Origin of the sequence: Campylobacter concisus, assembly GCF_902460575.1 — a bacterium.
GTDB lineage: Bacteria > Campylobacterota > Campylobacteria > Campylobacterales > Campylobacteraceae > Campylobacter_A > Campylobacter_A concisus_AW.
This window is the reverse complement of record NZ_CABPUY010000001.1, coordinates 671,043-691,987: the sequence shown is the minus strand read 5'-3', so window position 1 is coordinate 691,987 and position 20,945 is coordinate 671,043. Positions and strand designations below refer to the sequence as shown.

The window sequence follows — 20,945 nt, the reverse complement described above, 5'->3', positions numbered from 1 at the left end:
AGTTTGGATTATAACACTAGCTTGATAAATTTAAAGTTATGTAATTTTAAATTTTTAGGCTAGGCAAAGCATAGTTTTTATAAAATCCGCACGAAAATTTAACTATCTACAGGAGAAAGCAATGAGTTTTATCAGTGAATTTAAAGAATTTGCAATGCGCGGAAATGTCATAGATATGGCAGTTGGTGTTGTTATAGGTGGAGCATTTGGAAAGATTGTCTCATCACTGGTTGGCGATATTATCATGCCAGTGGTTGGCGCTATAACAGGCGGTGTAAATTTCACTGATCTTAAGCTAACACTAAAAGAAGCTGCAGAAGGTGCGCCAGCTGTTACGATAAACTATGGCTCATTTATACAAACAATGGTTGATTTTTTAATCATTGCGTTTTGTATCTTTTGCGTCATCAAAGCTTTAAATACACTTAAAAATAAACTACCAAAAAAAGAAGAGGCAGCTCCTGCAGAGCCTGAAACTCCAGCCGATATAGCACTTCTAACTGAGATCAGAGATCTTCTTAAAAAATAAATTCTTAAATCAAAGGGAGAAAGCTCCCTTTGAAATCCGTTAAATTTTGTCCTATTTTTTATGCTAAAATGCTTTTTTCATCTTTAAAAGCGAGTAAAATATGATAGAACAAATCCCATTTTTTCAAGGTCTAAGCGCCGATGACCTAGCTAAACTTGAAGCAATAAGTGTTGTTAAAAAATACAAAAAAGGCGAGTTTTTATTTATAGAGGGCGAGGAGCCAAAGTGGCTTACATTTTTGATAACTGGCTCGGTTAAACTTTATAAAACTACGGCAAATGGCAAGGAAATTTTTATCCATCAGCTTGCACCTATGAATTTTGTAGCTGAAGTTGTAAATTTTGAAAATATACCTTATCCAGCAAGCGCCATTTTTACTATCTCTGGTGAAGTTTTAAAGATAAATTATGAAAAATTTGAAACACAATTTTTGACAAAGCCAGAAATTTGCATGAAATTTCTAAAATCAATGGCTCAAAAGATAAGAATAACAACAAATTTACTCCACCAAGAACTAATACTTAGCTCCGAAGAGAAGGTGGCTAGGTTCATTTTAAATCATGAAGATCTATTTAATGAACTAAAACATACAAAAATTTCATCAATACTCAATATGACTCCAGAAACTTTTTCTAGAATTTTAAATAAATTTAAAACAAATGGTTTGGTCAAACTTGATGAGAAGAACCAAATTTTGGAAAAAGATGTAGGTGGGCTACAAGAAATTTATTCTTATTGAAAGTTAATATCAAATAAATATTTTCATTTACTTAAAGAAAAAATTTATATTTTTTTGGATAGTATTCGTCTAAAATTTTCGTAAAAATTTACGATATATTGATAAATTCAGGAGGAAATTTTGGCTGAAGTTAAGAAGAAATTTTTTGTTTGGTCATCTGTGATAATAGGCATCGTAATCGGCCTTATCGCTTCTATGGGCATAGCTGATGCACTTCATGCGACTGGTAGCGGCTACATCTGTACCATTTGTCACACGATGGATCCTATGAATGCTGCATATCATGAAGATGTACACGGCGGCAATAACAAGCTTGGCATAAAAGCTGAATGTTCAGCCTGTCACCTAAACCATACAAGTGCCTATACCTATGTACTTACAAAACTTAAAGTATCGATAAATGATGGCTATAAGACATTTTTTACAGATACAGACAAGATCGACTGGCGTAAAAAACGCGAGCATGCATCTCACTTTGTCTATGATAGTGGATGTTTAACCTGCCACTCAAATTTAAAAAATGTTATTCAAGCTGGTAAATCATTCTTGCCACATAGAGATTATTTCGTTCTTGGAAATCCTAATAAAAAATCATGTGTTGATTGCCACGAGCACGTTGGTCACAAGAATTTAGGACTACAAATCGATAAATTTGAAGCAATTAAAAAACAAGAAAACAATAAAACCAAGTAAGGAGGAGAGATGTTTAAAAAGTCGCTAATGTTATTAGCCTGTCTAATGTCTTTTGGCTTTGCCGCAAACATGGATGCAAATAAATCTGACGCTTTAAACCTTAATGTTGTAAAAAACATTAAAGTTGCTCACAAAATGTCAGACTTATCAAAAAGCTGTGTTGAGTGCCACGCTAAAGAGACACCCGGCATAGTTGCCGATTGGAAAAATAGTCGCCACGCTCACGTTGGCGTAAGCTGTATGGATTGCCACTCTGTAAATGCAGATAATCCTATGGCTTCAGTTAAGGTGCATCCAAAAGATTCTAACAACCATGTTTCAATGCTAGTTAGCCCAAAAACTTGTGCTAAGTGTCACGAAAATGAGGTTGAAGAATTTGTTAAGAGTGGTCACGCAAGAGGTGCTATGCAAATGTATGCTAACCCTGCGATGGTAAAACTAATGTATCACTATGAAGGTATGGATCATCCAGAATACAAAATGGCTCCAGACGCTACTGGTTGTACACAGTGCCACGGAACCGTCATCAAACTAGACGCTGATCACAAACCTACAAAAGAGACTTGGCCAAACTACGGTATAGGTAATGTTTATCCTGATGGTGGCGTAGGCGGATGTAAATCATGCCACAGCGCACACACATTTAGCATAGCTGAAGCTAGAAAACCAGCTGCTTGTGCATCTTGCCACCTTGGACCTGATCACCCAGATATTGAGATCTTTAACAACTCAATGCACGGACATATCTATAATAGCGAAGCTCACAAATGGAATTTTGATGCTGCTCCTGACACATGGGATGTACCAGACTTTAGAGCTCCAACTTGTGCAGCTTGCCACATGAGTGGTGTTGGTGAAACAACAACAACTCACAATGTTTCAAGAAGACTAAAATGGAACCTATGGGGCGTCAGCAGTAAGCTAAGAACAGCTGGTGATGAACAAGCTGCTGTTGTTTACGAAAAAACTGGCAAACTAACCATAGGAACGCCACTTGCAGGTCATCCAAATGGACCAGAAGCAGCAAGAGCTGAGATGAAGCTAGTTTGTAAAGCTTGCCATACATCAACTCATACAGATAACTTCTTCATTATGGGTGATAAGCAAGTAGAGCTTTATAACGTTTACAATGCTGAAGCAACTAAGATGCTTGAAGAGTTGAAAGCTAAAAACTTACTACTCGCAGACGCTTGGGAAGATGAATTCCAAGATGTTTACTATCATATGTGGCACCACGAAGGTCGTCGTATGAGACAAGGCGCTCTAATGGGTGGTCCTGACTACTCACACTGGCATGGTGTATTCGAAGTTAAAAACGATATAAGAAAACTTCGTGAGATCTACAAAAAAAGAATGGAATCTGGTAAAGTAGAGTAATGCTTTTTAAGGTGGGAGTTTTCCCACCTTTTTATTTTTAAATTCCAAAATTTTATCTTTTAGTTATTATCCTAAAGCAAATACCTTTTAACAATTATTTTTGTAAATTTAAATCATAAAATCATACGGCTTAGCACTACAAATTGTTCTAAATAATTAATAAAATTTATAATGTAAATTTAAAAATATAAAATATAATCTTTGTTTTCAAGGAGATATTTTTGGGACTTTTTCGGATCATTATTGGGGCATTTATCTTTAGTGTTTTTACAAATTTATACTCATACAAACGTTTTATAAAAAAGGTATCTTTTTTTACTCCACATCTTAAAAAAATTCGCATATTCTTCTACATTATTAGTGCGCTTGAGTTTGTCTTTGTTCTTCAACTAAGATTTGCTTTTTTAAATATAGAGCTATATTTGATAGCAGGGACGCTCATTGGCTTTTCACTATTTTTATTTGGTGTTAGTTTGTTTTATGATGTTGTTAGATCTATTTGTTCAAAAGCTCATTTTAATCCCACAAGACGAAAATTTATTAAATTTTGCTTTGATGTGACATTTGTTGTTTTTATAGTTGCTTGCTTTTTAAAAGGAATTTTTAATGCACTTACTCCGCCAAAAATTAGACAAATTAGTATAAAAATAAAAAATTTACAAAATGATCTAAAAATAGCCATGATAACTGATGTGCATATTGGTGAGTTTTTGCAAAAGGACTTTATGGCTGAGCTTGTAAAAGAGATAAATTTAGCTAGCCCAGACCTAGTGGTGATAGTTGGCGACTTGGTTGATATGAGAGCTGAGCTTATAGGTGATTTTTTAGATCCATTAAAAAACCTTAAAAGCACTTACGGCACCTTTTATGTCCCTGGCAATCACGAATACTACCACGGAGTTGATGGGATATTAGAAAAAATTCGCGCTCTAGGCATTAGGGTGCTTGGCAATAAAAATGAAAAAATAGCTGGCATAAATTTAGCAGGGGTCTATGATCTAGCTGGTATAAAGTTTAAAAATTTAGAGCCAAATTTAGATGAAGCGCTAGCAGGATGTGACCCAGATCTACCGACCATCCTACTCTCTCATCAGCCAAAATTTATAAAAACTATGCAAAAAGACGTTGATCTAGTCCTTTGCGGTCACACGCATGCTGGACAAATTTTTCCTTTTAGTATCCTTGTTTTGCTGGATCAAGGTTTTTTACATGGGCTTTATAAGATTAATGATAAAATGCAAGCTTATATTAGTAGCGGTGCAGGATTTTGGGGACCTCCGGTTAGGATATTTGCTCCTAGTGAGATCGCTATTTTAAATTTAAGCAAGGACTAAAATGAACAAGGACAATCTCTTCTCTCAAATTTTTGGCAAGGTGGCAAAAATAAACTTTTTCAAGCCGCTTCAAGAGCTTATCAACTCCTTTTATGTAAAGCTATTTAAGATCGATATGAGCGAGTTTAAGCCATCAAATGAGTATAAAAATTTAAACGAACTTTTTACCAGAGAGCTCTTAAAGCCAAGAGAATTTGATGAAGCAAATGAGATATTTATAAGTCCTGTTGATGGCACTTGCCTTAGCTTTGGCACTACAAAAGAGCTAGAAGCTTTTAGTATAAAAGGTATGAATTACGGTCTAAAGGAGCTTTTAGGACAGGGCGAGCTTGAAGGCGAGTTTGACTTTGCCAACATTTATCTTAGCCCAAGAGACTACCATCATTATCATGCACCTTGCGACATTACGATAAAAAAAGCGGTCTATATCCCTGGTAAGCTTTACAGTGTGGCAGTAAAATGGCTTGGCAAGGTGGATAGCCTTTATACTAAAAACGAGCGTGTGGCGCTACTTTGCGAGATGAAAAATGGCAAAAAGCTTTGGCTAGTTTTCGTGGGTGCGCTAAACGTTGGCAAGATGAAATTTTGCTTTGATGATCGCATCCAGACAAATGCGATGGCAAATTTTACGCAAATTTATGAGTATGAAAATTTACACATTAAAAAGGGCGAGCGTCTTGGAAATTTCGAGCTTGGCTCAACTATCGTCATACTTAGCGAAAAAGATGCGATCGAGTACAACCTCTTTGAAAACAAAGAGCTTAAATTTGCTGAAGCGATCGGCAGGATCAGAGAAATATAAAATTTACAGCTAATTTTTGAGAATTTGGTTTGAACTTATTAAATAAACAAAAAGTGTTTGGTGTTTTTATAAAAATGCATCAATTTCAGAAAAACATTTTTTGATACTTACATAATTTTTTAAGCGATATTTATAAGATTATGCAAAATGTTTTTAGCTCATAAATTTTCTATGACTGTTTAGGCATCTGCAAATTTACTATTTTGCCTATATCTAACTGAAATTTCGTTGTGTAACTTTACTCTACATTTTTACTTTAAAATAAAAAAGGTATAAATTCAAGTGCTCTTTTTTGTGTTTAAATATCTTATTGAAAGTATTTATTTAAAAGAACTAATTTTATATTTTGATTTCAGGATTAAAGCTGGCGTAATATATCATCTATCGGCCAGCTTTAATTAAGGGGTTCTTACTCCCACTCGATAGTTGCAGGTGGCTTGCTTGAGATGTCATAAACTACGCGGTTTATGCCATTGACCTCGTTTATAATGCGGCGGCTTACGTTTTCAAGCAGATCATAAGGAAGCCTTGAAAAGCTTGCAGTCATGCCATCACTTGCATCTACCACGCGCACGCAAACAGCGTTTTCGTAGGTGCGGTTATCGCCCATAACACCAACAGAATTTACATTTAAAAGTACGCAAAATGCCTGCCAAGTTTTGTTATACCAGCCACTACTTTTTAGCTCATCGCGCAAGATCACGTCAGCTTTACGAAGCAGCTCAAGACTTGGTTTATTTACCTCGCCCATGATGCGGATAGCAAGGCCAGGTCCAGGGAAAGGATGGCGGAAAACTAGCTCGCGACTTAGTCCTAGCTCAAGTCCTAGCTTTCTAACCTCGTCTTTAAAAATTTCTCTTAAAGGCTCTATTAGTTCAAATGTCATCCAATCAGGCAAACCTCCAACATTGTGGTGGCTCTTTATCGTCTTGCTTGAGCCAACAACTGAGCTTTCGATGATATCAGTATAAAGAGTGCCTTGAGCTAGAAATTTCACATCGCCATGCTTCTTAGCCTCTTTTTCAAAAATTTCTATAAATGTCTCGCCTATGATCTTGCGTTTTTTCTCAGGATCAACGACACCAGCCAAGCGACCAAGAAAGATCTCACTCGCATCTATACTAACTAGCTCAACACCAAGCTTTGTTCTAAATGTAGCTTCAACTTGCTCTTTTTCGTTTGTTCTAAGAAGTCCGTTATCGACAAAAACAAGGATCAAATTTTCAGGCACAGCAGCCGCTAAAAGTGCTGCAGTCACAGAGCTATCCACACCACCGCTAACTGCGCAAAGCACCTTGTGAGTGCCCACTGTTTTTCTGATCTCTTCTATCTTATTTTTAGCGAAGCTTCCCATGTTCCATGTGCTCTCGCAGCCACAGATATATTTAGCAAAATTCTTTAAAATTTGCGTGCCATACTCGCTATGTTGCACCTCTGCATGAAACTGGATCGCATAAAATTTACGCTTATCATCGCCAAAAGCACAATAAGGCGAATTTTCGCTGACCGCAATCGCCTCAAAGCCCTTTGGCAGGTCTTTTACATAGTCGCTATGGCTCATCCATACGATTTGTTTTGAAGGTGTATCTTTAAAAAGATCGTGCTCTTTTACGACGCTAAGTTCAGCCTTACCGTACTCTTTGTGATCAGCTGCTAAAACCTCAGCACCATGCGTGTGAGCAAGTAGCTGCATACCGTAGCAAACGCCAAGTATAGGGATGTTTAGCTCAAAGACGCCGTTATCGCAAAAGTAGGCATCTTTGGCATAAACGCTAGCTGGACCACCACTTAGAATGATACCTTTTGGATCTTTTGCCTTTATATCGCTTAGTTTTGCGTTAAATGGCAAAATTTCAGTATAAACTCCTTCTTCTCTTAGCCTTCTAGCTATTAGCTGAGTATACTGCGAGCCAAAGTCCAAAACTATAATCGTATTGTTCATTTATAACCTTTTAAAAGTAGATGTGAAAAATTTCAAACTGCACATACCAAACAATGAGTGATACGATGTATCCTAAAACTACCATCCATGCATATTTCATATGCGCACCAAAGGTATAAATTCCTTTTAATTTACCCATTACTCCAACGCCAGCTGCTGAGCCAAAGCTGATCATCGAACCACCGATACCAGCTGTAAGTGTCACTAGTAGCCACTGACTCATAGCCTCGCCCGCATCAGCTCCCATAGCTGGATTTGCTTTTAGAACGGCTGACATAACAGGGACGTTATCAACGACTGCTGAGAGGAAGCCAACTCCGATATTTACAGGTGTTGAGCCAAATTTATCATAAAGTGACACAGCGTAATTTAAAAATCCAGCAAAGTGAAGAGCGCCAACTGCAGCTAAAATTCCGAAAAAGAAAAATAGCGTGTTATTTTCGATCTTTGACATGTAGTGAAAGACGTTCATAGGCTCTTCGTCTTTGTGAGCTTTTTTGAAATAATATGTATAAAGGCTAAGCAGTGAGAAGCCAAACATCATGCCCCACATCGCTGGTAAGTGAAATAACTGGTGCATCATAACTGCACAAAAGATAGTAAATGCACCTATAAAGATAACCGCTTTACCGCCCTTTTTCATAACCACTTTTGGCTCATTTGCCACGTCAAAATGAGGCGCAGTATTTGGCACGATGCGTGAAAGTAAAAACGCTGTCACAAACCAGCCGATAAATGAAGCTGGGAAAAGTGCGAAAAAGTCTAAAAATGGTGACTTGCCAGCTGCCCAAACCATAAGTGTAGTGATATCGCCAAATGGACTCCATGCTCCGCCTGCATTTGCTGCTACGACGATGTTTATCGCACCTGCGACTAAGAAATTTGTATTGTTTCTATCTATCGTTAAAAGAACGGTTGATAGGATAAGCGCTGTTGTTAGGTTATCAGCCACTGGGCTAATGAAAAACGCCAAAATACCAGTTAGCCAAAATAGCTTTCTGTAGGTGTAGCCTTTTGAAACTAGGTTGTATTTAAGCGCGTTAAATACATCTCTTTCGACGAGTGCTTCGATAAATGTCATCGCTACCATTAAGAAAAATACGATCTGAGCTATCTCTAAGATCAGGTGATTTACCTCGTGCTCTAGCGAATGCACATCCATGCCGTTTATAAGCATATAAACGCCGATTAGCAAAAACATAAAAGTGCCGATAAAGATGGCAGGTTTTGCCTTGTCGATGTGAAAATTCTCTTCTGCTGCTATGAAAAAGTATCCAACAACAAAAATGATAAGCGATAAAATTCCCGCCCATGTAGTAGTTAAGTCAATAGCCGCAGCTTCTCCGTCAGCACCAAAGGCTATAGCAAAAAACAAGCCTAGAAGTCCAAATAACCTCATATACTCTCCTTGTAAGATAAAAATTTGCGTATTTTACTTAAATGAGCCTAAAATTTAGGTTAGTTAAATTTATTAAGCTTGCATTACATTTTTATCTTACGCGAAATTTAAGATCAAATTTTATTGATCTTGTCAGTTTTTTTCTCTTTCACAGGTGCATCGCCATAAAATGGATCGTCCTTGTAGCCGCAACCACTAAGTGCAAAAAGAGCGAAAATTAAAATAAAAGATGATAAGATTGCCTTATGAAAGACGCCAAATTTATGATAGATGCTATCCACGAAAATCCTTTGTATAAAGAAAAATTAAGCATGGCAGACGAGTGCCAAGAGCTTCTTCGCCTCATGGGTAAAGCAAAGCGATTTTATATAGCTTTTTGCTACGTTAGAGAAGGCATTTTAACCTTCGTTCTCACTCATCCCTCAGGGCTTTTGGAGCTTAGACGTGATAGTAGTATAAATGATATAAAAGGGTTATTAAAAACCTTTTGTAAATTTAATAAAAATAGCATTTTTGCAAGCGTCATCGAGCCAAAACCTCTTAATGAGATCAACTATATAAAAAATAAAAAAGAAGAAAATATAAGATTTATCGTGAGTAAATATCTAAAATTTTTCACGCCACAACCTACGCAAAGGTCAAATTTTATAACGCCAGCAAGCAAGGGTGAGTTTAAAAATTTAGCCACAAATGAGCAAATTTATAAGAAATTTGAAGAGCTAAGAGAAATTTTGCTAAATAAAAACGAGCAGGCAAGATGCTAATAGACGAGATAAGAACGCTTCCAAACGAGCCTGGCGTATATCAGTATTTTGACGCTCAAAACAGACTTTTATATGTCGGCAAGGCCAAAATTTTAAAAAACAGGGTCAAAAGCTACTTTAAATTTACCCCAAGCTTAGCTCCAGCTGAAAAGCTAAGCCCAAGAATTTCAAAGATGATAGGCGAGGCCGTGCACCTTGAATACATCGTCACGCCAAGCGAGGCAGACGCGCTCATACTTGAAAATTCATTTATCAAACAGCTTAAGCCAAAATACAACATCTTGCTTCGTGACGATAAGACCTACCCTTATATCTTTATAAATTTAAACGATGAATTCCCTAGATTTGAGATCACTAGAAAGGTTGTAAAAGGCTCAAATATACGCTATTTTGGGCCATATTTTAGTGGAGCAGGAGAGCTTCTTGAGGCGCTTTATCTAAATTTCAACCTAGTTCAAAAAAAGTCCTGCATCAAAGGCAAAAAAGCCTGCCTATTTTATCAGCTAAAACGTTGCTACGCCCCATGCGAGGGCAAAATTTCAAAAGAAGACTACGCCAAAATAGTCGCTGACGCCACAGCCGCTTTGCAAAATCCAAATTTGCTAATCGCTCGCCTTGAAGAGCTCATGCTAAACTACGCTAAGGCCGAAGACTACGAGCAAGCAGCCGCGACTAGAGATAAGATGCAAACGCTTAAAAATATGCAAACAAAGGTTGAAGTTGATCTAGCCAAGCTTGAAGACTTTGAAGCCTACTCAGTCGCTTGCGTGCATGATATGATCTGCGCGGTGAGATTTAGCGTGCAAAGTGGCAAGATAACAGGCGTAAAAACCGATATCACGCAGGCTAAAAACGCTCAAAAAGACGAGATAAACGAGGCTTATAAGCAGGCCATTTTAAAAAGTTTCATCGCTGGTCAGCCAATAATCAGCACTAAAATTTACGTCAATGAAAACTTTGAAGATAGCGAGCTGGTGGAGGAAATTTTAAACGAGAGATTTGGGCGTAAATTTAGCATCACTTGCCCTAAAATAGGCGATAAGCGTAAAATTTGCGAGATCGCTACAAAAAACGCTGAAGTTAGCATCGAAAAATACCTAAAAACGCACGATAACGAGCTACTAAACGAGATAAAAGAGTATTTTAATCTAGCTCACACGCCTTACGTGGTCGAAGCCTACGATAACTCGCACCTTTTTGGCGAGGCAAGTGTCGGGGCGATGGTGCGCTATGAGCATGGCGAGTGGGCGAAGCAAAACTACCGCCACATGCACCTAAGCTCCAAAAACGACTACGATCAGATGAGAGAGAGCCTCACTGCCAGAGCGCTTAGGTTTGATAAGCTTAGTCCGCCTGATCTTTGGGTCATTGATGGTGGCGAAGCGCTTTTAAGCTTAGCCTGCGAAATTTTAGCAAGCAGCGGGGCAAACGTCGATGTGATCGCTATCTCAAAAGAAAAAATAGACGCCAAAGCTCACCGCGCAAAGGGCGAGGCAAAGGATAAAATTTATACAAAAAATGGCAGTTTTAGCCTAAGCACGAGCGATAAAAAGCTGCAGTTTTTCCAAAAAATGCGTGATGAGAGCCATAGATTTGTCATCAGTTTTCATAGAAAAACAAGGCAAAAAAACGATATGCAAAGATCAGTGCTAAGACAAGCTGGCGTATCTGAGGGCAGTATCGCGAAATTAATCAGCTTTTACGGAAGTTTTGATAAAATCAGCGAAGCAAATTTAGACGAAGTGGCAAAAATAACAAACAAAAGCGTAGCGGCAAAGCTTTTAACGCTCAAAGAAGGAAATTTGAAGTGATAATATACGACAAAAACGGTCAAATTTTAGCGATGGGAGATATCTCTCTTGGTCTGCTTGAATTTAAAGATATAAGGGAGTTTTTAAGCGAGCATAAAGACATTGACGAGCTAGTTTTAGACTACAAAGAGCCTGGAGTTTTCATAGACTATCTAGCTAAAAGACCAAATTTAAGAGTAAATTTAAAGACCAAAAACGGCAAAATTTTAAATGCGACGCTTAAATTTTCAAAGATCAGCTCAGTAAAAAATGAAGAGTATTTTGAGCTTTTAATCCTCGATCAAACAGAAATTTACAGCCAAAACCAGCAAGCTGCGATAAAAGCAAAGACAAAGCTTCGCTTGCCAAATTTAAAGGTAGATGAAAAAGAGCTTTTGGATAAAGAAGAAGAGGTCTTAAACGAGAGCTGGTTTAGCGAGACAGCCAGCTTTTTAAATTTAAGCAAAAGCGAGTTTGCGACCTATCTTGGTATATTTTTAAGCAAGGCCAAAGACAAGATGATCTTTATCCAAAGTGCGGTGCAAGCGCGAGATGCTAAATTTTTAGAAGAGAGCATAAAGATATTAAAAGAGCCAGCGCTAAATTTAAAGATCACTCCGCTTGTGGCAAATTTCGATGCGCTTCTTACTAGACCAAACAAGATCAAAAAGATCGCTCAGATAAACGAAAGACTAGGCGAAATAAGCACGCTTTGCAATAAATTTTCAAAAAGGCTTGGCAATGAGGGTTAGTAAATTTTTAGTTCTTTTGCCGATATTTTTGGCGGCTTTCGCTTGCTTTTATAATGGCGCACTCTACTTTGATAAATTTAGGATCTCTTATGGCATAAATAGCGAGGTAAAAAGAGAAAGTTTGATAAGAAAAACCTTAGATGCGATCGTTTCAGAAAGAATTGCTTACGAAAGATATGAAAAAACTAGGTCGCCACAAGACGAGACGGCTTTAAGAGAGGCAAATGCTGCTAAGAATTTGTTTGTAAAAAGTTTATCAAATACTCTTTCTAACACACCAGATGATAAAAGGATAAGAGATAGGCTAAATGAAGTTTTAAAAAACGCAAATGCAAGTTGGGAGAGCTCTAATCTCTCGTTTCTTAGCTTTGTTGAGTTAGCAAATTCTGTCGTAGAAAGTGGGCAAATTTTATTTAGAGATGTTGCTTTAGATATTAATATGAAGCGTTATATACTCTCTTTAATCAGAGCCTATGAGCTACTTCAAAACGTAAATACCACAAAAGAGCATATCTTGGCTGTGCTTATGGGTAAAGAAAAAATTACTGAAAGTTTGTTAAAACAATCTCTAGATAGCCTTAAATACAACGATATAAATGCAAATTTACTCCCAAATGGCGATATAAAAGACAACATAATAAGAGATATAGATAGGCTTGATAATATAGAGACTACGCAAGGTTATGACGAGATCCGCTTTAAGCTAAAGCTAAAAAATGAGCTAACACGTGATGAAATTTTGCAGATATATACCTTTGAAAGCAATAGAGCCAAGCTCTTTAGCAAGATAGCAAATGTCTTAAGTGACGAGCTAAAGAGACTAAATGATAACTTTAGAGTAAAGGTGCTTAGTCTAATATTTTTGATGTTTTTTCTATCGCTTTGGCTCTTTTACGCTGGCTATAAAACATATATCTGGCTAAAAGCTCTAGAAAATTTAAACCAAAAAATGAAGCTTGTAAGAGATGAGATTTTAAAAAGAGGTGATAGAAATCCACAAAATTTAATAGAAAGTTTCATCGCGCTATATAAAGAGCTACTTCAAAAATATGAGCAAGAAAGAAGTTTTGCCGCGATAAAAGATAGACTGCTTGTTAGGCTAAATAAGAAATTTTACCTCTCAAAAGAGCAAATTTTAAGCTCGGTCGCTACGCTAAAAAAAGATGAAAATGTCCTTAAAAATGAGCTTGTTTTTGAAAATTTAGAAAAAAATAGCCAGATAATCGCGATAAATTACAGCAATATAAAAGGCTTACTTGATAGCAGAAATGGCGAAGTTGGACTAAATTTAAAGCCATTTAACCCACAAATTTTGTTTTCAAACATCCTTGAAGCGCAGATACCTTTTACGCAAGAGAAAAAGCTAAATTTCTTAACCTATCTTGATGCAAACATCAGCGACGAGCTAGAGGGCGATAGCGAGAAGATAAGCGTCGTCTTTGGCTCTATCATGCAAGCTGTCGTGACAAAATGCGATAAATTTGCCAACTTGATAGTAGAGATAAAAAATGTCAGCGACGCCCTTAGTCAAAGCGGTCTTTTGCTCATCGAAACAAAGATAAGGACAAATCAAATTTTCATAAATGAAGAGCAGATAAAAGCTTTAAACGCAGAAGATGAAAATGAGATAAATGACGAAAATAGCGAGTTTTATCTAAGACTTGCTAGCTTTTATCTAAAGCTTTTTAACTCAAGCCTTGATATAAGCACGCTTGGCGGAGCTGGCAATGAGTTTAAATTTATCCTTAGTCTAAAAAAGGTGCAAAAACTACAAAATTTCAGCCTAAATCACGAGCTAAGGATCGCGTATCTGCCTGATATAAATGCAAAATATAATGAATTTTTCGCAGCTACTTTAGAAGATATGGGGCTTAGGTTTCAAAATATCATCTCAAACAACCAAGCACAAGCTAAAAACTACGATATCGTCTTTGCAAGGCAGAGTGCGAGTAAAAATATAAATATAAAAAATGCTGTCTTACTAAAAGATCCGCTCACGCCACTTAGCGTTGCGCGGCTTGTCTATATGGAGAAAAATAGGGGCGAGAGCTTGGCTGAAGAGAAGGTGCTCTTTTTGCTTTGCGACAAAAACCCACTTAGTCTTGAGATGTTTTCGCGCGCTTTTAGCTTCTTAGACTGCGAAGTCATAGGCGTTAGCAGCCACAAAGAGCTTAAACAAGCACTTCTTTTAAATAGATTTAACGCGGTCTTTATCGATGCTTCATTTTTTGAAAATGGCGTGGCAAATTTCGTAAAAGAGATAAGATCGCTTCAAGAAGAGAAGCTAAATTTAGTCGCCGTGGTCTCAAATACCTCAAATATCCCTGAAAGAGAGCTGCTGCCAGCGTTTGATGAGAAGATCAGAAAGCCTTTTAGCAAAGATGAGCTAAATCAAATTTTGCCTAAATTTATAAAAAACTATAAGCCAAGTAAAGAAAATAGATACTTTAGTAAAAATGAAAACATAGTGATTTACAAGAGCACAAAGCTTGAAAATAAGATATTTGCTGGAGCTCTTGGCGAGTTTCAAAACACGCTTGAGGTCGCAAATAGCTTTAGCGAGTTTTTGATAAAGATAAAGACAAAACCTTGCTCTCTAGCACTTGTGGATGAAACGGCAGAGGGCTTTGATATAAAAGAGCTTTTAGCTACGATATCTGAGCTTAGAGCTGGGCTAAAGCTAGATGCCAGAGTGCTTCTTTTTAGCAACAACTTAGAGCTTAAAAACCAAAAAGAGTATATAAAAATCCTATCTCCAAGCGTGAGCAAGATAGAGCTTACAAACTTCGTAAAATCAGAGCTTAGCGAGATAAATTCGACCCAAAATGAACTAAAGAATAACTTTAAATTTATAAAATTTAAGGTTTGAGTTTTGAAGTAAAAATTTGAAGTGAAATTTAGACTCAAAAAGAGTCTAAATTTTTTTTAAAATGTGCTTTGTGGATCAGCTACGCCTTCGCTCCAGCCAAGTTTTGCGCCAGCAAGCAGGTGAAAGTGTAGGTGCATAACCTCTTGACCGCCGTTTTCGCCGCAGTTTGTTATGAGTCGGTATCCGCTCTTATCAACGCCCATTAAGCTCGCCACTTCTTGGATAAATTTAGTCATCTCGCCCATCAAAACTGGATCCATCTCTTGGAAGTTTTTGTAGTGTTTTTTAGGGATGATGAGGATGTGGATCGGCGCTTTTGGGTTGATGTCGTTAAAAGCTAGAAATTTCTCGCTTTCAAGCACTTTGTTGCAAGGAATTTCACCAGCAACGATCTTTTCAAATATGGTCATTTTAGCTCCTTTGAAAGTTTGAGAAATTATATCAAAGTGTGCTTAAATTTCGCGCTTTTTATCTTGATTTTAACTCTTTTTCTATAAAATCGATGCAAAAATTCATAAAGGTAAAAAATTGCAAGATTTCATTAATAAAATCAAAAATGAAATTTCAACTCTTGATGATCTTGAGAAAGTCAGGGTAGAAATTTTTGGCAAAAAGGGCATCTTGGCACAAGGCTTTGCAAAGCTAAAAGAGCTTGGCGAGGATGAGAAAAAGGAATTTGCAGCAAATTTAAACAAGCAAAGAGATGAACTAAGCGCGCTTATAGAAGCTAAAAAGGCTGAGCTTAGCGAGCAAGAGATAGATAATAAGATGAAAAAAGAGGCCGCTGATATCACGCTCTTTAACGAGCCTGTTGCTAGCGGGGCGCTGCACCCTGTGATGGCTACAATGGATAAGATAATTGAGTACTTTTTAGCTCTAAATTTCTCGCTCGAGACCGGGCCGCTTATAGAAGATGATTTTCACAACTTTGAGGCGCTAAATTTACCAAAATACCACCCAGCAAGGGATATGCAAGATACGTTTTACCTAGATGATTTTAGACTTTTAAGGACGCATACAAGCCCAGTTCAGGTGCGAACTATGTTAAATCAAAAGCCGCCTATTCGCATGATAGCGCCAGGTACGGTATTTAGACGTGATATGGACTTAACGCATACACCGATGTTTCATCAGGTTGAGGGCCTTGTGGTGGAGGATGCTGAGAAAGTTAGCTTTGCAAATTTAAAATCAATGTTAGAGGGCTTTTTAAAGCACATGTTTGGCGACGTTGAAGTGCGTTTTCGCCCTAGCTTTTTTCCATTTACGGAGCCTAGCGCAGAGGTTGATATTAGTTGTATATTCTGCCATGGCAAGGGCTGCAGGGTGTGCAAGCAGACTACTTGGCTTGAGGTGCTTGGATGTGGCGTCGTTGATCCAAATGTATTTAAGGCGGTTGGCTATAAAAATGTAAGTGGATATGCCTTTGGCCTTGGGGTTGAGAGATTTGCGATGTTGCTTCATAGAGTGCCTGATCTAAGGTCACTTTTTGAGGGAGATTTAAGATTGTTGGAGCAGTTTAAATGATAATTTCAAAGCATTGGTTAAACGAGTGGGTCGATCTTAGCGAGGTTAGCGGCGAGACACTTTCAAAGACATTAAATTCAATCGGTTTAGAAGTTGATAGCTATAAAGAGATAAATTTACCAAAAAGCGTCGTAGTTGGCTACGTAAAAAGCAGAGAAAAGCACCCAGATGCCGATAAGCTAAGCGTTTGTCAGGTTGATGTTGGCAGCGAAACGCTTCAGATCGTGTGTGGGGCTAAAAACGTCGAGGCTGGTCAGTTTGTGCCAGTCGCGCTCATTGGCACGACGATGCCAAATGGCCTTGAGATCAAAAAGGCAAAGCTAAGAGGTATCGAATCATGCGGTATGATCTGCTCTTCAACTGAGTTAGGGCTACCTAAGACAAATGACGGCATCTTGCCACTTGATGAGAGCATCGGCAAGCTAAAACTTGGCACAAGCCTTGGCGAATTTGAAGCGTTTAAAGATGTGATCATCGAGGTTGATGTCACAGCAAATAGGGGTGACTGCCAAAATTTACACGGCATCGCAAGAGAAATTTGCACCGCACTTGATCTAAATATGAAAGAAAGCCACGAAAATGAAGATAGCGAAAATTTACTAGGCATCGGCAGGATCGCATCTGTGCGAACTGAAGATAAGGTAAATGGCTCGTTTTTGTATAAAGCATTTGAGCTAAAAAATGCATTAAGTGAAAATTTACTAACTCGCTTGAGGCTAGCTCTAATTGATTGTCAAAAGACAAATTTAGTAGAAAGACTGCTTGAATACGCGACATTTTGCACGGGCGTCTTGTTTAGAGCTTATGATCACGCTAAGCTTGTAGGCGAGGGCGAAAAGGCAGTTTTTGACATAAAAAATGGCGAAAATGGCGAGTGCGTGGTCTTTTGTGAGGATAAAAATTTAGGTGTTGCTGGAATTTACCAAAGCGATGAAGCTAGGGTCGATGAGGGCTCAAAGGTGATCTTGGTAGAGGCTAGCTACGTAAAACCAGATGTTGTCTCAAAAGCCATTTTTGAAAATAAAAATTTACCAAAAGGCGATCAAGTGTATCGCTCAAGCCGCGGCAGCGAGCCAAATTTAGCTTACGGGGCGGACTATCTTTTTAAAAGACTAGCTAGCTTTAAAGATAACCTAAGTCTTTTTGCAGGATCACAGCAGTCGCTACTTGGCACCGAGCCTATCACGCTTAGTATCTCACTTGGCGATCTTAAAAATATGATCGGTCAAGAGGTTGCAAGAAACGATGTCGTTAAAATTTTAAAGAAACTTGGCTTTGAGATCGCGGTAAATGTTGAGCAAGAGAGCTTTAACGTAAAAGTGCCGTTATTTCGCCACGATATCGTAAATTCTCATGATATCTGCGAGGAGATCGTAAGGATAATAGGCATCGACAATATCGCCTCAACGCCGCTAAATTTTTCTGAGAAAAATAGGCTAAATAAGACATATTTTGACTATAAAAATGCTTTAAATTTAAGGCGCCGTGCAGCTGATAATGGCTTTTTTGAAAGCGTGCACTACGTATTTGACAGCCTTGATGAGCTAAGTGAGCTAAATTTCAAACCTTGCAAAATCAAGATACTAAATCCTATAAACAACGAGCTAAACACGCTTAGGCCAGCACTTGTTAATCACCTTCTAAGCTCAAGCGAGAAAAACATCAAAAACTCAAAACGCTCAGTTAGACTTTTTGAGCTTGGCGAAGTCTTTGACGAAAATGCAAACCAAGGCTTAAATTTAGGCTTTGTCGTATCAGGCCTTTTAAAAGAGCCAACACTTATAAACGGTGCAAAGGGCGAGGAGGCAAATTTCTACGCATTTGCAGCGATGGTGCAAAATGTCATAGGTAAATTTGAGCTAAAACCTTGCCAGGGCATTTCGTATCTTAGCCCATACGAGCAGGCACATATCTATCAAAATAGCGAAAAGATCGGCTATATCGGCAGAGTCGATGCAAGAGTAGAGGCAAAAAGGGATCTACCTAAAACTTATGTCTGTGAGATAGACTTTGCAAAACTTAAATTTGAGCCGATCTTAGCGGTACCATACTCAAAATTTCAAAGCACTACAAGGGATCTTAGCCTCATCGTGCCTGAAAATTTCGAGGCTGGACGAATTTATGAGTGCATAAGAGGGCTAAATTTAAAAGAGCTAAAAGAGTTCTTGCCGGTTGATATCTATAAAGATGCAAAACTAAACGGCGCGATTAGCCTTAGCCTTAAATTTACATTCCAAGATATGGAAAAAACGCTCGAAGATGACGATATAAACGCGCTTATGGATAAAATTTTAAGCGAGCTAAAAGAGAAACTAAATATCGGAATAAGATGAGAATTTATCCACTAGAAAAAAGTCTAAATTTAACCATCGATGACATCGCAGCTGACAAGTCTATCTCGCATAGATGCGCGATGTTTTCGCTTTTAAGTGACAAGCCATCTCGCGTTAGAAACTACCTAAGAGCAGGCGACACTCTAAATACCTTAAAAATAGTCGAGCTCCTTGGCGCAAAGATCGAAGATAATGGCGCTGAGATAACGATCACTCCGCCACAAAAGATAAAAGAGCCAAATGAAATTTTAGAGTGTGGCAACTCTGGCACGGCGATGAGGCTTTTTATGGGGCTACTAGCCGCGCAGGACGGCTTTTTCGTGCTAAGTGGCGATAAATATTTAAATTCTCGCCCGATGGCAAGGATAGCAAAGCCTCTAAGCGATATGGGTGCAAAGATAGATGGTGCAAATAACGCAAACAACGCTCCTCTTTGCATAAGAGGGACGAAATTTGAAAGATTTAGTTTTGATAGCAAGATCGCCTCAGCTCAGGTAAAAAGCGCGCTTTTGCTAGCGGCTCTTTACTCAAATGGCTGCAAATTTAGCGAGCCAGAGCTAAGCAGAGACCACACTGAGCGTATGCTTGCAGGCATGGGAGCTGATATAAAGCGTGACGAGCTAGAGATCACTCTAGAGCCGATGAAAGGCCCACTTGCGCCACTTGATATAGACGTGCCAAATGACCCAAGCTCGGCATTTTTCTTTGCAGTCGCAGCTTTAATCATCCCAAATTCGCACATTATTTTAAAAAATATCTTGCTAAATAAAACTCGCATCGAAGCTTACAGAGTTTTAGAAAAAATGGGCGCTGAGATAAAATTTCATAAAACCTCAAGCAAATACGAAGATATCGGCGATATTGAAGTTAGATACTCGCCAAATTTAAAAGGTGTAGAGGTTAGCGAAAATATCTCGTGGCTCATCGACGAAGCCCCAGCTTTAGCCATCGCATTTGCCTGCGCTAAGGGTCAAAGCAAGCTAACAAATGCAAAAGAGCTTCGCGTAAAAGAGAGCGACAGGATAGCTGTCACGATAAATGCACTAAAGCAGTGTGGTGTCGATGCTAGCGAGCTTGAAGACGGCTTTATTATAAATGGCTCTGAGGCGAAATTTGCCACGATAGATAGCCACGGAGATCACAGGATCGCCATGAGCTTTGCCATACTTGGACTAAAATGTGGCATGCAGATAGAAAAGAGCGAATTTATCGCTACTTCGTTTCCAAATTTTGCTGAAATTTTAAAGAAAATGGGAGCTAGAGTTGAAGATCGAACTTGCTAGTAGTTATGGATTTTGCTTCGGCGTAAAAAGAGCGATAAAGATAGCTGAAAACGCTGGAGATGCCGCAACTATCGGCCCGCTCATCCATAATAACGAAGAGATAAACAGGCTTGAGAAAAACTACAATGTAAAGACACTTGAGGGCATAGATGAGCTAAAAGATGAGAAAAAGGCGATCATCCGCACTCATGGCATCACTAAAAACGACCTTGCAGAGCTAAAAAAGACCGATATAAAAGTGATCGATGCAACTTGTCCGTTTGTGACAAAGCCACAACAAATTTGTGAAAAAATGAGCGAAGAGGGCTATGATGTGGTGATCTTTGGCGATATGCATCACCCAGAGGTAAAAGGCGTGAAGTCGTATGCCAAGGGCAATGTCTATGTCGTGCTTGAAGAGAGCGAGCTAGAGGGCATTAAATTTAAGCAAAAGGTCGCGCTCGTTAGCCAAACTACTAGAAAAGTTGAGAAATTTATGCAGATCGCAAACTATCTCATGCTTCATGTAAAAGAGCTGCGCGTTTTTAACACGATCTGCAATGCGACATTTGAAAACCAAGAGGCTGCTAAAAATTTAGCAAAAAGGGCTGACGTGATGATAATCATCGGCGGAAAAAACAGCTCAAACACAAAACAACTCTACCTAATATCTAAAAATTTCTGCGAAGATAGCTATCTTATTGAAAGCGAAGAAGAGCTTGAAAGATCATGGTTTGACGGCAAAAATTTGTGCGGCATAAGTGCGGGCGCTAGCACACCTGACTGGATCATACAAAAAGTCGTTGACAGAATCAAAAAAGTATAAAATTTATCCT

18 protein-coding genes are annotated in these 20,945 nt (G+C 38.3%); 14 read left to right on the top strand and 4 right to left on the bottom strand.

Going from position 1 to position 20,945, the window contains the following annotated elements:
• Positions 1 to 121 precede the first annotated feature (121 nt).
• The 6 genes from mscL (at position 122) to F3G76_RS03420 (ending at position 5,474) form a co-directional block, all read left to right on the top strand.
• The gene (mscL, locus tag F3G76_RS03445; RefSeq protein WP_002940088.1) at positions 122 to 529 is read left to right on the top strand and encodes a large-conductance mechanosensitive channel protein MscL; all 408 of its coding nucleotides are present in this window, start codon (positions 122 to 124) and stop codon (positions 527 to 529) included.
• 100 nt (positions 530 to 629) lie between these two features.
• Positions 630 to 1,268, top strand: a complete 639-nt coding sequence (locus F3G76_RS03440) for a Crp/Fnr family transcriptional regulator (RefSeq protein ID WP_149705927.1) — start codon at positions 630 to 632, stop codon at positions 1,266 to 1,268.
• Positions 1,269 to 1,388: 120 nt separating this feature from the next.
• Entirely contained in the window at positions 1,389 to 1,961 is a 573-nt protein-coding gene (locus tag F3G76_RS03435; RefSeq protein WP_009294580.1) for a cytochrome c3 family protein, read from the top strand.
• Positions 1,962 to 1,970: 9 nt separating this feature from the next.
• Complete coding sequence (locus F3G76_RS03430; RefSeq protein ID WP_107952959.1) at positions 1,971 to 3,338, top strand: multiheme c-type cytochrome; 1,368 nt, start codon at positions 1,971 to 1,973, stop codon at positions 3,336 to 3,338.
• Positions 3,339 to 3,559: 221 nt separating this feature from the next.
• On the top strand, positions 3,560 to 4,672 hold the full coding sequence (locus tag F3G76_RS03425; protein ID WP_149705926.1) for a metallophosphoesterase: 1,113 nt from the start codon (positions 3,560 to 3,562) through the stop codon (positions 4,670 to 4,672).
• Position 4,673: 1 nt separating this feature from the next.
• Positions 4,674 to 5,474: a phosphatidylserine decarboxylase gene (locus F3G76_RS03420; protein ID WP_149705925.1), complete on the top strand. Its 801-nt coding sequence runs from the start codon at positions 4,674 to 4,676 to the stop codon at positions 5,472 to 5,474.
• Positions 5,475 to 5,883: 409 nt separating this feature from the next.
• Here the strand turns inward: F3G76_RS03420 and guaA are convergent, their stop codons facing one another.
• From guaA to F3G76_RS10435, 3 genes are all read right to left on the bottom strand, one after another.
• Positions 5,884 to 7,416, bottom strand: a complete 1,533-nt coding sequence (gene guaA / locus F3G76_RS03415; RefSeq protein WP_103638370.1) for a glutamine-hydrolyzing GMP synthase — start codon at positions 7,414 to 7,416, stop codon at positions 5,884 to 5,886.
• Between the two features lie 10 nt (positions 7,417 to 7,426).
• Positions 7,427 to 8,815, bottom strand: coding sequence for a sodium:proton antiporter NhaD (gene nhaD / locus F3G76_RS03410; protein WP_009294572.1), 1,389 nt, complete (start codon positions 8,813 to 8,815; stop codon positions 7,427 to 7,429).
• A gap of 113 nt (positions 8,816 to 8,928) precedes the next feature.
• A complete protein-coding gene (locus F3G76_RS10435) occupies positions 8,929 to 9,096 on the bottom strand; it encodes an LptM family lipoprotein (protein WP_012001408.1) in 168 nt (55 codons plus the stop codon).
• A gap of 9 nt (positions 9,097 to 9,105) precedes the next feature.
• Between F3G76_RS10435 and F3G76_RS03405 the strand changes: the two genes are divergently transcribed.
• From F3G76_RS03405 to F3G76_RS03390, 4 genes are read left to right on the top strand one after another with little or no spacing between them, the layout of a single operon-like run.
• On the top strand, positions 9,106 to 9,579 hold the full coding sequence (locus tag F3G76_RS03405; protein ID WP_188116561.1) for a hypothetical protein: 474 nt from the start codon (positions 9,106 to 9,108) through the stop codon (positions 9,577 to 9,579).
• Positions 9,573 to 11,390: an excinuclease ABC subunit UvrC gene (gene uvrC / locus F3G76_RS03400; protein WP_149705923.1), complete on the top strand. Its 1,818-nt coding sequence runs from the start codon at positions 9,573 to 9,575 to the stop codon at positions 11,388 to 11,390. The genes F3G76_RS03405 and uvrC overlap by 7 nt, the downstream gene beginning before the upstream one ends.
• Complete coding sequence (locus F3G76_RS03395; protein WP_149705922.1) at positions 11,387 to 12,121, top strand: hypothetical protein; 735 nt, start codon at positions 11,387 to 11,389, stop codon at positions 12,119 to 12,121. The genes uvrC and F3G76_RS03395 overlap by 4 nt, the downstream gene beginning before the upstream one ends.
• Positions 12,111 to 14,990, top strand: a complete 2,880-nt coding sequence (locus tag F3G76_RS03390; RefSeq protein ID WP_149705921.1) for a DNA-binding transcriptional response regulator — start codon at positions 12,111 to 12,113, stop codon at positions 14,988 to 14,990. The genes F3G76_RS03395 and F3G76_RS03390 overlap by 11 nt, the downstream gene beginning before the upstream one ends.
• A 56-nt stretch (positions 14,991 to 15,046) precedes the next feature.
• Here F3G76_RS03390 and F3G76_RS03385 read toward each other — a convergent pair whose 3' ends face one another.
• Complete coding sequence (locus F3G76_RS03385; protein ID WP_004317216.1) at positions 15,047 to 15,400, bottom strand: histidine triad nucleotide-binding protein; 354 nt, start codon at positions 15,398 to 15,400, stop codon at positions 15,047 to 15,049.
• Positions 15,401 to 15,518: 118 nt separating this feature from the next.
• Between F3G76_RS03385 and pheS the strand changes: the two genes are divergently transcribed.
• The 4 genes from pheS to F3G76_RS03365 are packed head-to-tail and all read left to right on the top strand — an operon-like array spanning position 15,519 to position 20,935.
• Positions 15,519 to 16,514 carry a phenylalanine--tRNA ligase subunit alpha gene (gene pheS, locus F3G76_RS03380; protein ID WP_004317202.1) on the top strand — a complete coding sequence of 332 codons (996 nt, stop codon included), beginning with the start codon at positions 15,519 to 15,521 and terminating at the stop codon, positions 16,512 to 16,514.
• Positions 16,511 to 18,847, top strand: a complete 2,337-nt coding sequence (gene pheT, locus F3G76_RS03375; RefSeq protein WP_149705920.1) for a phenylalanine--tRNA ligase subunit beta — start codon at positions 16,511 to 16,513, stop codon at positions 18,845 to 18,847. Before pheS ends, pheT begins: the two co-directional genes overlap by 4 nt.
• A complete protein-coding gene (gene aroA / locus F3G76_RS03370) occupies positions 18,844 to 20,130 on the top strand; it encodes a 3-phosphoshikimate 1-carboxyvinyltransferase (RefSeq protein ID WP_149705919.1) in 1,287 nt (428 codons plus the stop codon). Before pheT ends, aroA begins: the two co-directional genes overlap by 4 nt.
• The gene (locus tag F3G76_RS03365; protein ID WP_021093116.1) at positions 20,111 to 20,935 is read left to right on the top strand and encodes a 4-hydroxy-3-methylbut-2-enyl diphosphate reductase; all 825 of its coding nucleotides are present in this window, start codon (positions 20,111 to 20,113) and stop codon (positions 20,933 to 20,935) included. Before aroA ends, F3G76_RS03365 begins: the two co-directional genes overlap by 20 nt.
• The last annotated feature ends 10 nt before the right edge of the window (positions 20,936 to 20,945 follow it).